Source organism: Mesorhizobium sp. B4-1-3, assembly GCF_006439355.1.
In the GTDB taxonomy this organism is placed as follows: domain Bacteria; phylum Pseudomonadota; class Alphaproteobacteria; order Rhizobiales; family Rhizobiaceae; genus Mesorhizobium.
This window is the reverse complement of the sequence record NZ_VFTG01000019.1, coordinates 101419-116109: the sequence shown is the minus strand read 5'-3', so window position 1 is coordinate 116109 and position 14691 is coordinate 101419. Positions and strand designations below refer to the sequence as shown.

General features: G+C 65.1%; 11 protein-coding genes. 3 read left to right on the top strand and 8 right to left on the bottom strand.

Annotated elements, in window-relative coordinates:
- From FJW06_RS21825 to FJW06_RS21795, 7 genes are all read right to left on the bottom strand, one after another.
- Positions 1-1815, bottom strand: a 1815-nt coding sequence (locus tag FJW06_RS21825) for a CocE/NonD family hydrolase (protein WP_140754352.1), incomplete at its 3' end; no start/stop codon positions are given.
- A 15-nt stretch (positions 1816-1830) separates the two neighbouring features.
- Positions 1831-2841, bottom strand: coding sequence for an ABC transporter ATP-binding protein (locus FJW06_RS21820; protein WP_140754350.1), 1011 nt, complete (start codon positions 2839-2841; stop codon positions 1831-1833).
- Positions 2838-3818: an ABC transporter ATP-binding protein gene (locus FJW06_RS21815; protein WP_140754348.1), complete on the bottom strand. Its 981-nt coding sequence runs from the start codon at positions 3816-3818 to the stop codon at positions 2838-2840. The genes FJW06_RS21820 and FJW06_RS21815 overlap by 4 nt, the downstream gene beginning before the upstream one ends.
- The gene (locus tag FJW06_RS21810) at positions 3815-4687 is read right to left on the bottom strand and encodes an ABC transporter permease (protein WP_246674772.1); all 873 of its coding nucleotides are present in this window, start codon (positions 4685-4687) and stop codon (positions 3815-3817) included. Before FJW06_RS21810 ends, FJW06_RS21815 begins: the two co-directional genes overlap by 4 nt.
- Positions 4680-5627, bottom strand: a complete 948-nt coding sequence (locus tag FJW06_RS21805; RefSeq protein WP_140754346.1) for an ABC transporter permease — start codon at positions 5625-5627, stop codon at positions 4680-4682. Before FJW06_RS21805 ends, FJW06_RS21810 begins: the two co-directional genes overlap by 8 nt.
- A gap of 50 nt (positions 5628-5677) precedes the next feature.
- Positions 5678-7237, bottom strand: coding sequence for an ABC transporter substrate-binding protein (locus FJW06_RS21800; RefSeq protein WP_140754344.1), 1560 nt, complete (start codon positions 7235-7237; stop codon positions 5678-5680).
- A 179-nt stretch (positions 7238-7416) separates the two neighbouring features.
- Complete coding sequence (locus FJW06_RS21795; RefSeq protein ID WP_140754342.1) at positions 7417-8409, bottom strand: membrane dipeptidase; 993 nt, start codon at positions 8407-8409, stop codon at positions 7417-7419.
- 194 nt (positions 8410-8603) lie between these two features.
- On the opposite strand from FJW06_RS21795, the gene FJW06_RS21790 reads away from it, so the two are divergent.
- Positions 8604-10634, top strand: a complete 2031-nt coding sequence (locus FJW06_RS21790) for a prolyl oligopeptidase family serine peptidase (protein WP_140754340.1) — start codon at positions 8604-8606, stop codon at positions 10632-10634.
- Positions 10635-10646: 12 nt separating this feature from the next.
- Positions 10647-11906 (top strand): FAD-binding oxidoreductase, encoded by a 1260-nt coding sequence (locus FJW06_RS21785; protein ID WP_140754338.1) that lies wholly within the window; start codon positions 10647-10649, stop codon positions 11904-11906.
- A gap of 10 nt (positions 11907-11916) precedes the next feature.
- Here the strand turns inward: FJW06_RS21785 and FJW06_RS21780 are convergent, their stop codons facing one another.
- Complete coding sequence (locus FJW06_RS21780) at positions 11917-12810, bottom strand: LysR family transcriptional regulator (RefSeq protein WP_140754336.1); 894 nt, start codon at positions 12808-12810, stop codon at positions 11917-11919.
- Positions 12811-12942: 132 nt separating this feature from the next.
- Here FJW06_RS21780 and FJW06_RS21775 point away from each other — a divergent pair, with 132 nt between their 5' ends.
- A complete protein-coding gene (locus FJW06_RS21775) occupies positions 12943-14295 on the top strand; it encodes an aromatic ring-hydroxylating dioxygenase subunit alpha (RefSeq protein ID WP_140754334.1) in 1353 nt (450 codons plus the stop codon).
- Positions 14296-14691 lie beyond the last annotated feature (396 nt).

Genomic DNA, 14691 nt, shown 5'->3' with positions numbered 1-14691 from the left:
GGTGAAGATCTCGTTCTGTCGCTGCGTCAGGGTCATGCCGGTGTGGGGATGGCGTACCGTTCCCGCGTCGCTGACGATCGTGTAGGTGGATTCCCCGGTGATCTGGTCCGTGGTCATCTCGCGTCGGAAAGGCTCGCCGGCCTTGATCACCTCCTGAGCCATCGGCGTGGCGCTTTCCGGTCCCTCGAATTCTGGGAGCGTCTTGTCGAGCGGCTGCGGCTTGCGCACCGGCAGGATCAGCCTGCTTCCGGCGCAATGGATCGACAGCGTCGCGTTCTCCGGGCCCGGGAAGACAATCGGCCAATGCCCGGTGGCGATGGCGAGCCGGATGCGCTGGCCCTTCTCGAAGCGCTGGCCGCAGCAGCGCAATTTGAAGCGCACCGTCTCGGCCTCGCCCGGTACCATCGGCTTGAGATCGAGATCGTCATGCCTGTGGGTGAGATTGAGGATGCCGTAGCTGACGCGCGAAGCGGCACCGTCTTCCAGCACCAATGACAGGGTCGCGGAGATGAGTGCGACCGGCTTGTCCGAGGCGAGTTTCACCTCGAATTCCGGGAAGCCGAGGATCTCCACGGCTTCCTTCAGCGGCTCGGTTTCAAAGACGAGCGCGTTGCCGGCTTCCATGCGCTGGTCGACCGGCAAGGTCGGCAGCACGCCGTAGCCACACCACGCGCCGGACGAGAGCCCCGCCGTCGAGGGCGAGCGGATCGTCAGCACATCGTCGCTGCCGGCGTCCTCGGCAAGTTTGCCGGGCGAGAGCGCGAGCGTGTATTCGCCGACGCCGGGTCCCGGCCAGGACGGCTCTGCCACCCAGCGCCCCGGGCGCTCGTCATAGATCGCGGCAGGTGCCGCCGGTTCCTGCATCCAGGCGCGCAGCATGGGTTCGTCGGCGATGCCTGTGTCGATGCCCTTGAGATACTGGTCCCACCAGCGCAGGCATTCCTGGAGGAAGCCCATGCGCGGCCCGGGCATGGCGAAGTGCGGGTATTTGTGGCCCCACGGGCCGATCAGTCCCTTGCGGATACCCGGCAGATGTTCAAGCATGCGGAAGATCGGGTTCGGATAACCGTCCGCCCAGCCGCCGACCGCATAGACCGGGATTTCGACGTCGGAATAGTCTTCGCAGATCGAGCCGTGCTTGTAAAAATCGTCGCGGCGCTGGTGCTCGAACCAGTCCTGCATCCAGATGCCGTTGCCTTCGAGGCGCCCCTCCCACAGCTCGCGCCAACGGTCGCCGACGATCAGCGGATCGGGCGGCGTCATGGCGATCGCCCAGGCCGTGGTGCCCCATATCAGATTGTCGCACATCTGCGCGCCGCCGAGATAGTGGACGTCATCGTTGTAGCGGTCGTCAGTGGAGCAGAGCGAGATCACCGCCTTCAGTGCCGGGGGGCGGCGGGCGGCAACCTGAAGCCCGTTGAAGCCGCCCCAGCTGATGCCGATCATGCCGACCGCGCCCGAGCACCAGGGCTGCTTCGCCAGCCATTCGATGATGGCGAGACAATCGTCCTGTTCCTGCTTCAGATATTCGCCCTTGCAGACGCCTTCGCTGTCGCCGGTGCCGCGCATGTCGACACGTACCCCCGCATAGCCGTGGCCGGCGAAATAGGGATGGGTGAGCGCATCGCGCTCCACCGTCCCGTCGCGCTTGCGGTAGGGCAGGTATTCGAGGATGGCGGGCACCGGATCGGCTTCGGCGTCCTGCGGAAGCCAGATGCGTGCGGCGAGCTTCACGCCGTGCGGCATCGGGATCCACAGGTTTTCGATCTCCCGGACCTTGCGCGGGAAATCGGTGACCACGCGGATGTCTTTCATCGGTCGGACCTTCTTTTAACTTGCGGCGATTGCCTCGACGGCGCTCGGGCCGACATTGAGCGGGAAGTGACAGGTGAGCCGGCTCGAGCCGACTGCGGACGAGGTCGGCGCCTGCGTCGTGCAGATATTTTGCGCGAACGGGCAGCGTGTGTGGAACTCGCATCCCGAAGGCCTGTCGAGCAGCGATGGCACTTCGGCTGGCAGCGCGATGCGGTTATGCACCCTGTCCGGATCGGGCTCGGGGTTCGCGGACAGCAGCGCCGCCGTGTAGGGATGATGCGGCGCTCGGAAAATCGCCTCGGTCTCGCCTTCCTCCACGAAGCGCCCGAGATACATCACCGCCATCCGGTCAGCGATCTGGCGCACGACGTGCAGATTGTGCGTGATGATGAGCATCGACAGGCCCATGCGGTCGCGCAGGTCGTTGAGCAGGTTGAGCACCTCGCCCTGGATCGATACGTCGAGCCCGGCTGTCGGTTCGTCGGCGATGATCAGTACCGGATCGAGCGCGACGGCCCTTGCGACGCCGACACGGCGTGCCTGACCGCCGGAGAGCTGGTGCGGATAGCGGTCGGCGAAATCGCGCGGCAGGCCGACCAGGGCAAGCAGGCGCTCCACCTCGGCTTCGAGGCTGCGGCCGGATAGGCCGTGGATGGCGAACGGCTCGGCCAGCAGCGAACGGACGCTGAGGCGCGGCGACAGCGAGCCGACCGGGTCCTGGAACATCATCGATATTTTGCGCCGGAGCGGCTTCCAGTCCTTCTTCGGCAGGTCGCGCAACTCGCGGCCCTCGAAGCGGACCGAGCCGCTCGCGGCCGGCTGCAGGCCGTCGACGGCGCGCGCCAGCGTGGTCTTGCCCGATCCGGATTCGCCGACCAGCGCAAGCGTCTGGCCGCGCTCCAGCGTAAAGCCGACACCGGAGACGGCTTCGATTTCCGTCCGCCGGCCGGCCAATGCGCTCATCGCGCCGCCGACGCGGAAGCGTACCCGAAGATCGGAAACCGAAAGCAGGGGTTCTGTCGTCATGCGGCCGCTCCGGCCGTCTCGTCGGTGTGCCAGCATCGTGCGACGTGAGACGCGCCCAGCGCGCTATCGGGCGGCATCGTGGCGCAGGCGTCGTCCGCGAGCTCGCAGCGTGCCTGGAAAACGCAGCCCTTAGGACGGTTTCGCAGGTCCGGCAGCGTACCGGCAATGGTGGGCAGCCGCGGCTCGCGCCGCGAGAGCCTTGCCGGATCGCAAGCGAGCAGCTTCTTCGTGTAGGGATGTCGCGGGTTGTGGAAGATGTCGCGGGTCGAGCCGCGTTCGACCACTTCGCCGGCATACATCACGATCATCTCGTCGCACAGCTCGGCGATGACGCCGAGATGATGCGAGATGAACAGTACGGAGCAGCCGATCTGCTTCTGCAGGTCCTTGAGCAACTCGATGATGGCGACTTCGAGCGTGGCGTCGAGGGCCGTCGTCGGCTCGTCGGCGATCAGCAGCGAGGGCCGCATCAGCAGCGCCATGGCGATGGCTATGCGCTGCTTCATGCCGCCCGAGAATTCGTGCGGAAACTGCGCCAGCCGGCGCTCGGGATCGGGGATGCGGACCTTGCGCAGCATTTCGATGGAGAGCGCGTCCTTTGCTTTGCGCGGCAGGCCGGAGCGGTACTGGATGTCGCGCATCTGCTTGCCCACGGAAAGCACCGGGTTCAGCGCCCCCATGGGGTCTTGGAAAACGGTCGCGATCTTTTGGCCGCGCAGCGCCCGCATGCCATTGCCGTCGAGATGGACGAGATCGCTCTTGCCCTCGAACAGGATCTGGCCCGCCGTGACCGCGCCATTGTCGGCAAGCAGGCCGAGAACGGCGTTGATCAGCGTCGACTTTCCGCAGCCCGACTCGCCGACGACGCCGACGATCCGGTTCGCCGGCACCTTCAGGCTCACCTTGCGCAAAGCCTGCAACGTGCCTGCTTCGGTGGCGAAGTCGACGCTGAGGTCCTTGACGTCGAGGACGGTCATTCGCGCCTCTTCAGCCGGGGGTCGAAAACGTCGCGCAAGGTCTCGCCGAGGAAGGTGAAGCCGAGCGTTGTGAGGATGATCGGCAGGCCGCCGGCGACCACGATCCAGTATGAATCGCGGATGTTGACGAAGCCGTCGTTCAGTATCGCGCCCCAGCTTGGCAGAGGCGGCCTGACGCCGAGGCCGAGAAAGCTCAGGCCCGCCTCGATCGCCACGACGACAGGGATGTCCATCGATGCGAGGATGAGGATCGGGCCGATGACGTTGGGCAATATGTGGACGGTGAGGATCCGTGCGGTGCTCGCGCCCATCGAGCGCGCCGCCATCACATGTTCGGCGGACTTCAGGACCAGCGTCTGCGTCCTGATGATACGGGCATAGCCGGGTACGTTGACCAGCACGACCACGATCAGCACCGCGAGCAGCGACGGTCCGGTCAGCGTGACCAGCGTCAGCGCCAGCATCACGGTCGGGAAGCTCTTGATGGCATCGAAGAGCAAGAGCATCAGATTGTCGAGCCAGCGCGGCCCGTAGCCGGCGATGAGCCCGAGCACGATGCCGCCGATGAGCGACAGTCCGGTCGCGCCAAGCGCAATGGCGAGCGCAATGCGGCCGCCATGGAGCACACGCGAGAACAGGTCGCGTCCGAGATGATCCGTGCCGAGCAGATGCTGCAGGCTTGCGGGCGCGAAGCGATCGGCGGGGGCGAGTTTGGTCGGTGGATAGTTGGTCAGCACGTCGGCGAAGAGAGCCGAGAGAACGACGATCACGACCAGGGCGAGACCGAATGCGCCCAGCGGCTCGCGAAGGATGCGCCGAAGCACGCGGCCGGCCTTGCCGATGCGCTCGCGCGGCTGCCGCTCAATCAAAGCTTGTTCTGACACGGGGGTCCAACGCACCAATGAGGATGTCGGCGAGAGCGTTCACGACGACGAAGAAAGCGGTCGTCACCAGAACGGCGCCGGTGACGACCGGATAATTGCGCACCGAGATCGCCTCGTAGACCAGCTTGCCGATGCCGGGGCGGGCAAAGACGATCTCGGCGAAGACGGCCGAGGACACCATATTGCCGATGCCGACGCCGAGCAGCGTGACGGTCGGCAGGATGGCGATGCGCAAGGCATAGGAATAGGTGATGCGCCGGTCGGTCAGGCCGAAAGCGCGCGCGGTGCGAATGTGGCTGGCTTCCAGTGTTTCCAGCATGGAAGCGCGCACCATGCGCGCGATGTAGCCGACCCAGCCGACGCCGATCGCGAGCGACGGCAAGGCAAGATGTTTCAATTGGCTGGCGAGATTGCCGGGTTCGCCGGCGCCGATGGCCGGCAGCCACTGCAGGGCGACGGCGAAGATCAGCAGGGAATAGATCGCGATGACGAAGGACGGCACCGCGATCACCGCGACCGAGAGCACGCCGATGACGCGATCGACGAAGCCGCCGCGCCGCACCGCCGCGATGCAGCCCAGCGGAATGCCGAGCAGCACGGACCACGAGATCGCGCCCGCGATCAGCGCGAGCGTGTAGGGCAGCTGCTCGAACACGACGTCCAGCACCGGCCGCCCGGACAGCACCTCGGTGCCCAGGTCGCCGCGCAGCGCAGAGAAATAGAATCTGAGGAACTGGATCCAGATCGGCTGGTCCAGCCCCATGCGGCTGCGCAGGGCCTGGACCATCTCGGGCGTGGCGCGCGGCCCGAGCGCCACCGATGCCGGATCGCCCGGGATCACATAGATCATGGCGAACAGCATCACCATCGCGACGCTCACGATGATGATGCCCAGGCCCAGTCGTTTCAGCGCATAGCGGAGCATCTCAGGAGCCGGCCGATCTGTCCCGCGCCACGCCGTGGTCTTCCATCATGTCAGGCAGGTTTGAAGTCCGCGAAGCAGGGCTCGCCGTTCGGCTTGAGGCCGGCCGCCACACTCTTGCGGTACATCACGCCGGTGACCTCATGCGTGAGGAAGACGTAGCAGCCGCTCTCCTCCATCAGGTCCTGCATCTTCTTGTACATGACGTCGCGCTTGGCCGGGTCGAGCTCGATCTTGCCCTCGGTGACCAGCTTGTCGAATTCCTCGCTGCTGAACTGCTCCCAATTCCACTCACCGATCTGGCTGGTCGTGTACCACTCCGTCGCCCAGCTCGGGTCGGGCTGCATGGAGAAGCGCGACAGCACCATCTGGAGCTTCTTGTAATAAGGGTTCTGCTTCGACCCCAGCGTCCAGAACGTGCCGCTGTCGTTCTGCTTGATCTCGACGTTGATGCCGATGTCCTGCAGGTTGGCCTGCACGACCTGCGCCGCCGACAGGCGTTCCGCCTTGTTGAGGATGTCGAGCGTGACGGTGACGCCGCTGGCGCCGGCCTTGTTGACCAGCTCGCGCGCCTTGTCCGGATCATATTCGTAGAGGTTCTTCTCGCGATGGCCGATCAGGCCGGGCGCGATGATGCCGGTGGACGTGGCGGCGGCGCCGAAATAGGCCGCATCCACCACGGCCTTGCGGTCGACGCCGTACTGGACGGCGCGGCGCAGGTCCGGATTGTCGAAGGGCGCCGCGATCTGGTTCATGCCGAGCCAGACGAAGGCGAGCGACGGCTTCTCGACCACGACTGTGTCGGCCGGCGGCGTTTCCTTCAGTCGCTTGATCGAGGACACGGACGTCCAGGTATAGTCGAGGTCGCCCGCCTCATAGCCGAGCTCGGCGGTCTTTTCGTCCTCGATCGGGTGGACGTGGATCTCGTCGTAGCCGCCCTGCTCGTATTTCCAGTCCGGGTTGCGCACGAGCACGGTGCGCTGCTTGGGCGTCCATTCCTTGAGCAGATAGGGGCCTGACTGCGCCACGGGCTTCACGCCGAGCTTGCCTCCGGCCTCGGTCACGGCGCGCTTGGACAGGATCGTGCTCGACGGCGTAGGCAAGGTCGAGGTCCACAACGGCGCGAACGCCTTGCTCAGATGGATGATGCCCGAGAGCTTGTCCTTGACCTCGACTTCCTTGAGCGTCGCCCAGTCGCCCGCATAAGGGGACTTGTTGGCGGGATCGGCGAGGCGCTCGATCGAGAACTTCACGTCCTCCGCCGTCATTTGGCCGAAACCGTCGGTGAAGCCGATATTGTCGCGCAGCTTGAAGGCGATGGTGAGCGGATCGAGCTGCTCGATTTTTTCCACGGCCATCGGCTTCCAGCCCCAGCTGTCACCCGGCGTGGCAACGACCAGGCCGGCGAAAATGACATTGGTGATGTCGCCTTCGGGCGCGGCAAGACGAAAGGCCGGATCGAGCGTCTGGATATCGCCATATGAGCGCACCCTGAGGACGGATCCCGCCGCCTGTGAGCGTTTGGTGGAGTAGATCAGCGAGGCGAGGCTGAGCGCCCCGGCGCCGGCCAGCACCCCACGGCGTGTCATGTTGATGTTCGCGGCCTTCGTCATCCTCTACCCCTCTTGGTTATGTTGCGCGCTTCGCGCGGCCGGAGACCTCTCGACGGCTCCATTTTGGTTAGCCTGCCCCGGCTATACACATATGTCTAGTGAAAAAAAATACGTCATATATCGCGAACCCGGAGCTTGTTCCAGTCATTGACCGGTCGGCGCGCCGGTTGTTCCGGGGGCTATTTCCAGATCTCGCGCGCGAGCCGCATGAAGTTGCCGCCCATCACGTCGCGAACCGTGCGCTCCGGCTGGCCGCGCCGAAGCAGGACCTCGATGAGTTCTTTCATCTGACTCGGGCTCGAGTAGGTGGTCTTGCCTTCCGGATATTCGTTCCTCGGCCAGAAATGCGGATTGCTTGAGATGATGTCTTCGATGCCTTCCACCTCGACCGGAAAAGCATAGTCGAGCCCGATGCCGACATGGCGCGGGCCGGCGAGGTCGATCAGATATTCGACGTGGTCGGCCAGCCGTTCGGAATCGGTGCGGCCCTCGCCCAGGAAGCGGTTGAGGCCGACGACGCCGATGATGCCGCCGGTCCGCGCGCAGGCCTCGATCTGCTCGTCGGTGATGTTGCGCCCATGGGCGCAGAGCGCCTTCGGATTGGAGTGCGAGAAGATGACGGGGCGGTCCGTATATTCCATCACCTCCATCGTGGTGCGATAGCCCGTATGGGTTACGTCCACGAACATGCCGAGACGGTTCATCTCGTCGATCACCTGCCGGCCGAACGCGGTGAGGCCCTTGTCCTCGTCGTGGCACCCGCCGCCGGCAAGATTGTTGCGGTTGTAGGCGAACAGCATCTGCCTGACGCCGAGGCGATGGTAGAACTCGACCATCTCGACCCGGCCGTTCAGCGCGTTCATGCCTTCGATATCGAAGGTGACCGCCAGCTTGCCTTGCGTCTTCGCGGCGAGGATTTCGTCGGCCGACGAGACGAGCGCGTAGTCGGCCGGGCGCGCCAGGATCCAGTGCCGGAAACAGGCAAGCGTGGCGACCGTCTTTTCCCAGGGCAAGAGATCGAAGCCGACATCGATGGAAAGATAATCGACGCCCGCGTCGCGCCAGATCCGCAGATTGTTCAGATCCGCGGCCGGGTCCGGCATGAAGCCGGAATGCGCATCCCAGATGACTTCGCTGTTCAGGATCGACTGGACTTTGTCATCAAGGCTCATCGTGTCTGTATCCGGATTGTTTCGCCGCCTTCGAAATCTGCGCATTCCGATAGTGGCGGGTCAACCGCCCATCGGTCGCTGGTCCAATCTAATGTACACTGGTGTCTAGACAATGCGCCGACTGCCGTTATGGTTGGGTCTGTGATCTTGCCGCGGCGATGGCGCCCGGTTGAGCGCGATGCTGGGAAGTCGAGATGAGCAGGATGCGGAATTCCGGATCTGAGGGCGCGCCGGTTGCCGGCCGGATGTCCCGGGATTTCCGCTCCGCCGCGGAATTCGCTGAGGCGCAGGGCCTCTATGCCGCCCTTTTCGGGCTGAGCGGGCACGTCTTCGCGGCCCGCTCTCTTTGCGGTCATGACTCCAACGAGGCGGTATTTTTCATCGGCCAGAGCTTCGAAGGCGGCCTCGACGGCGCGCCGGTCAGCCGTCTCTACCAAATGCGGCGCGGCGATCACTCGCCTCAACGGCTCAACGATGCGGAGACCAGGCAAATCAGCCTTGCGCCGGACGGGCAGAGCCTGGCGGTCGCCTACGCCGGTGGAGAACCGGGTGTCGACAGCATCGAGATCTGCTCCGCCGGCGAAGGTGTTGCGGTGGCGGACGTGCCCGGGCGCATCGAGCTGATCGACTGGTCGCCCGATTGCCGCAAGCTGCTGCTGGTCGTTGCCGGCGCCGGCGCGGATTTGGCAGGAATTCACGGCGGCTACGCGCAGAAGCAGAAGACGGATGCGCCCGCGTGGCTGCCCGAAGTCGATTGGGGCGAGGGTGAGGACCTTTGGCGCCGGATTTGGCTCTGGGATATGAGGGCCAAACCTGCGCCGCTCACATCGGCGCCCGTCAATGTCTGGGAAGCGAGCTGGTGCGGCGCCGACAAGATCGCTGCCGTGACCAGCGATGACCATGGCGAGGGTAGCTGGTATGCGGCGAAGCTTTCGCTCATCGACGCGAAATCGGGATCCGTGAAGCTTCTCCACACGCCGCGCGACCAGATCGGCGTTCCGCGCGGCTCGCCCGACGGTGCCCGCATCGCCTTCGTCCAGGCCTTCTGCAGCGACCGCGGCCTTGTTGCCGGACAGCTGTCGATCCTCGATCCGTTGAGCGGCGAGGTTGCGGTCGTGCCGACCAATTCCATCGACGTCACGTCGATCGAATGGCGCTCCGCCACCAGCTTGCATATGGCGGGCATTCGCGGCCACGAGACGGTGCTGGCCGATTGCGATGTCTCAGGCGCAGGGGTGACCGAACGCTGGTCGTCGACCGAATTGACGTGCGGCGAGTGGGCGCCCTCCAGCGTGCCGGTCGGGGCCGTGGGCTCGCTCTTCATCGCGGAGGCTTACGACCGAGCACCGTTCCTTGCTGAGGTCGCCGAGGGCGAACTGCGGGAGCTCGCGTCGCTCGCGGCCACCGAAGCGCGATCCGCGATGGCCGGCCGCGGCAAGGCCGAGCCATTTTCCTGGCGCGCCGCGGACGGGCTGGAAATCCAGGGCTGGCTTGTCCGCCCGCCGGCGGCGGCCGGCCCGACGCCGCTGCTGGTCGACATCCATGGCGGTCCGATCTCGTCCCATCGCAACCGCTGGATGGCCCGAACGCGTTCGGCTCCTCTTCTGGTCTCGCGCGGCTGGACGATTTTCTTCCCCAATCCGAGAGGCAGCACGGGACGCGGGGACGCCTTCGCCCGCGCCGTGCAGGGCGATATGGGCGGCGCCGATGCCGACGACATCTTGAGCGGCATCGACGCCCTGGTGGGAAAAGGCCTGGTCGATCCGGATCGCGTCGCCGTCACCGGCACAAGCTATGGCGGCTTCATGTCCGCATGGCTGCCGACGCGCAGCGACCGCTTCGCCGCCGCCATTCCGATCTCGCCCGTCGGCGACTGGTACAGCCAGCATCGCACGACTCAGATACCGGAATTCGACGCGCTGATGCTGGAATCCTCGCCCTGGGAAGAGGGCGGCGCCTACTTCGCCCGCAGCCCTGCTTTCCACAAGCAGCTCGGGAGCGTGCCGACGCTGGTCATCGCCGGCGGCATCGACAAGAGCACGCCGCCGGGGCAGGCGCTGGAGTGTCATTTCGCGGCCCTGCGCTCGGGCTCGCCAAGCGCGCTCGCGACCTATCCGAACGCCGGCCACAGCCTGCGCAGTTATCCGGAATATATCGACACAGCCGCCCGCATCGTCTGGTGGCTCGACACCTATATTGGCGGTCCTTCGGCCGCGACCATCTAAGGAGGAAGACAAATGCCGGCGGCAACCAACAGCAAGCATATCGTGGTCGTGGGTGGCGGCATCATCGGCTGTTCCACCGCCTATCACCTCTTGAAATCGGGCGTGAAGACCGTGACGCTCGTGGAGGCGACAGAGCCCGGCGCGGCAACGACCAGCGCCGGCGCCGGTTTCGTCTCGCATTGGTCGGCCGGCATGATCCCGGCCGGCGAGGAAGGCCTTCGCCTGCAACAATACGGCCTCGACTTCTACCGGATGCTGAGCGATCTCGGCACCGAGATCGGCTACCGGCCGAACGGCACGCTGATCATGGCGCTCACGCCGCAAGGGCGCGAGGATTTCGTCATGCCGGTACTCAGCTCGCCCTATGCGCCGAAGGAGATGCAGGACCTGAACGCCGCGCAGATCGGCGAGAAGATGGGCGGGCTGGTCGATCCGGCGAAGGTTCACTCCGGCGCCTACAATCCGCACGGCATCCAGCTCGACACCAAGCTCGCGCTCGGCGTGCTGGTCAGCGAGATCAACAAGCTCGGCGGTGTCGTGCGCGACAGGACCAGGGTGCGGAAGATCAGCGACGTCGGCGGCAAGGTCACGCTCGAGACCGACCGCGATATCATCGAGGCCGACGGCGCGGTCGTGGCGGCGGGCGCCTGGAACAACGCGGTCCTCGCCAGCCTTGACTGGCGCCTGCCGCTGCTGCGGGTACTGGCCACGCGCGTGGTCACCGACGACCGGGGCCTGCCTTCGACGCTGCCGACCATCCAATGCCGCGAGCTCAGGCTTTGGCTGCGCGAGACCTTCGGCGCCATCATGTGGGGCACGGGCAGCCACTACACGCCGATGCATCGCCTGGAGGAGAGCGACCTCGAACCCGGCCAACCGCACAACCGCGAGCTGATGCAGTCCATGGTCGACCACCAGATGGAAAAGCTGCAGGACGTCTTCCCGCCGCTGCGCGGCTCGAAGGTCGCGAACTGGTCGCAGGGCATCCCCTGCTACACGCCCGACGTCGGCTTGATGGTCGGGCATGTGCCGGGCCACGCGAACATCGTCGTCGCGGGTGGCGACAACGAGACCGGCGTCAGCCACGGGCCGGGCCTCGGCAGGCTGGCGACCGAAATCCTGCTGGATATGCCGCGCCTCGTCGATCCTGCTCGGTTCAGGATCGACCGCTACGCGCGCGATGCCTTCGCGAGCGAGGAAGATGTCGAGGCCTCGATGCCCGCGTGGAGCGCGCGCCATGGCGCCAGGCGTTTCGCCACCGCGGCGGAGTAACTGGCGAAGGTCAGCGGGCCGTCGCGCTGTCGAGCAAAGCCTGCGCCACTATCTGTTCGGTTGGCGTCGCCTTCCTTCGGGTGACGATATAGAACGCGTCGGCATGGCGGCGCGGGGTCTTGGTCAACTGCACCAATTGCCCGAGCTTCAGCTGCTCTTCGACGAAGCCGGCCCATGCGAGCGCCGCGCCGCGACCGGCTATCGCCTCGTGCATCATCGACAGATAGCTGGAGAATGTCGGTCCGGGCAGGCTCCGGGCGGTGCCGATCCAGGATCTCCAATTGTCGATCGCATCTTCGGGAGCGGCGAGATGCAGCAGCGGCACGTCGAGGAAGGCTGCCGGATCCTCCGACGCCAAAGCAGGGTGCCGTTCGAGGAAGCCCGGCGAGCAGACGGGAAACCACTCGCCATCGAACAGCTTGCGGGCGGCGAAGCCGGGCCAAAGCTCAGGGCGACCGAAGCGTATCGAAATCCCAACCTCCGGCCGGCCGAAATCGTCGGGATTGCTGGACGTCAGCAGCGTGACACGGCCATCGGTGACGAGCGAGGTCACGAGATCGAAGCGCGGCATCAGCCACGCCTGGACGAGGTCGTAGCCGCTGGCGATGACGAGGGAACCGCGATCGGCCTCCTGCAGCCGCGCGACGGTGTCGCGGATCGTGCCCAGCCCGTCCCGGATCGCCTCGGCCAGCGCGGCCCCGTTTTCGGTCAGCGAGACGCGGTTTCCCTTGCGCGCCAGAAGGTCGAGCGCGATCCGCTTTTCCAGATTGGCGATGTGGCGCGACACGGCCGATTGCGCGATTGCGAGCTCCTCGGCGGCGGCCGTCAGGTTTCCGCGTCGCGCGGTCGCTTCGAATGCGACCATGGCGTTGAGCAAGGGAAGCGAGGCTTTGAGCGTCTTCATCGATCACAAGAGTATTCCATGACTTTTTGAGATGGAAGCCTGCCAAATCCATGGTTGATGAGTGCCGCAATTCGCTGCAAGCCTGATCAAAAGGCATTAGCCAGCCCTGGAGCCCCGCCCCTGGAGTCCGCCATGTATGCAAACGACAAGATGTTGTCCGGCCTCGATCGCGCGCGCGTGGTCAAGTTGATCGACGAGCACAGCAAGGACTGGTCGCTGCAGCAGGCCTTCTATCTCGACCCGGATATCTTCGCGCTCGAGCGCGAATTGTGGTTCCCTCGCCAATGGGTCATCGTTGCCCATGCCAGCGAGGTGCCGGAGAAGGGCAGCTACATCATCCGTCAATTGTTCGACGAGGAGGTTATCGTCGCCCGTCACGGAGATGGCGAGGATGACATTGCCGCTTACTACAATGTCTGCACCCATCGCGGCTCGCGGTTATGCGTCAAGGATGGCCGCGGCAAGCTGCTGGTCTGCCCCTATCATGCCTGGTCCTTCCGGCTGACCGGTGAGCTGCAGACCCGGCGCGACCTGCCCGAGGGCGTCGACGGCGACGGTCTCGGACTGCACGAGGTGCCGACCAAGGTGATCGGTGGCCTGGTGATGTGTGGCCTCGATGCCTCCAGCCTGCCCGACATCGAGCCGGTGGCGGCCGGCCTGACCGATCTTCTGCGCGAGAACGGCGTCACCAACGCGCGCATCGTCGCGCGCAAGAATTATCTGACCAAGGCGAACTGGAAGCTGGTTCTTGAGAACTTTCTCGAGTGCTACCACTGCCGCCCGGCGCACCCCGAATATTTCCGCGTCAACGGCCATGTGAAGGTGACCGCCATGCGCGACGACTACAACGCCGCTGAATGGAAGCAGGAGATCGACGCCTGGCACAGCGTCATCGGCGACGCCGAGTTCCACAAGGGCGTGTGGGAGCCCGGCGACCTGGACACGGTGCCCTACGCCATGCACCGCAAGCCGATCGGCTCGGGCCGTCTCACGCTTTCCGACGATGGCCAGCCGGTCTCATGCCTGATGGGCGGGCGTGGCAAGTTCGACGGCGGCGAAAACGGCTTCCGGATCGGCCGGCTTTCGTTCCTCAGCGCGCCCAACGACTATCTGACCATGTTCCAGATGATCCCACGCAACGCCAACGAGACCGACGTGATCCTGACATGGCTGGTCGACAAGGACGCCGAAGCGTCGGTCGACGTCGACAAGATTTCATGGATGTGGGACGTGACGACCGTTCAGGACAAGAAGATAACGGAAGACAACGCCGACGGGATCGCCTCGCGCGCCTATCGTCCCGGGCCTTATACGCCGCTGGAGTCGCAGACCGCCTTTTTCATAGAGACCTATCTTTCGCAGATGCGCACCCTGATCACCGGCGAGCGCAGGGACGGGGACCAGGCTTGGACGGCGCCGTCACAGCTCTACGCCTCGCCGCAAGCGGCCCGCAAGACGCGCAAGTTTGGTCAGGCCGCATCGTAGGTATTGTGACCACGATCCGAACGCGGGTTGTCGCCCGGCGGCTGTCGTTCGCCGCGGCCACAAACCTGCAACGGCGAAACCCGCCGCCAGGATCGTTGCCGGTGCCGTGCGTTGCGCTTCCAAACTGTTATCGCGCAATTGCCGCGAAGATTGGTACAGCCTGAGACGGTTCGTGTGGGCGGCTGCGCGCGCTCTAATCCGACCTCTGTAGCCAAGATCGCAAATGGTAGCTTTGCGCATCATCACGGCCGCCAGAGCACCTCTCACCTGAACGCGGTCCCGGAGTGCGGCCAGTTCAGCTGAATGAAGTTTCTCTGTGCCTGGATCGCAAATGGTTCAAACGGGATTGCATCCGGAATACTCTTGTTGTACGAACGTTCAACAAGGCGTTGACGA

Excerpts from the sequence above, each read along its gene's own strand:
- FJW06_RS21785 (WP_140754338.1), top strand. The coding sequence starts at position 10,647 with ATGCCGGCGGCAACCAACAGCAAGCATATCGTGGTCGTGGGTGGCGGC.
- FJW06_RS21800 (WP_140754344.1), bottom strand. The coding sequence starts at position 7,237 with ATGACGAAGGCCGCGAACATCAACATGACACGCCGTGGGGTGCTGGCC.
- FJW06_RS21815 (WP_140754348.1), bottom strand. The coding sequence starts at position 3,818 with ATGACCGTCCTCGACGTCAAGGACCTCAGCGTCGACTTCGCCACCGAA.
- FJW06_RS21790 (WP_140754340.1), top strand. The coding sequence starts at position 8,604 with ATGAGCAGGATGCGGAATTCCGGATCTGAGGGCGCGCCGGTTGCCGGC.
- FJW06_RS21805 (WP_140754346.1), bottom strand. The coding sequence starts at position 5,627 with ATGCTCCGCTATGCGCTGAAACGACTGGGCCTGGGCATCATCATCGTG.
- FJW06_RS21820 (WP_140754350.1), bottom strand. The coding sequence starts at position 2,841 with ATGACGACAGAACCCCTGCTTTCGGTTTCCGATCTTCGGGTACGCTTC.
- FJW06_RS21780 (WP_140754336.1), bottom strand. The coding sequence starts at position 12,810 with ATGAAGACGCTCAAAGCCTCGCTTCCCTTGCTCAACGCCATGGTCGCA.
- FJW06_RS21775 (WP_140754334.1), top strand. The coding sequence starts at position 12,943 with ATGTATGCAAACGACAAGATGTTGTCCGGCCTCGATCGCGCGCGCGTG.
- FJW06_RS21795 (WP_140754342.1), bottom strand. The coding sequence starts at position 8,409 with ATGAGCCTTGATGACAAAGTCCAGTCGATCCTGAACAGCGAAGTCATC.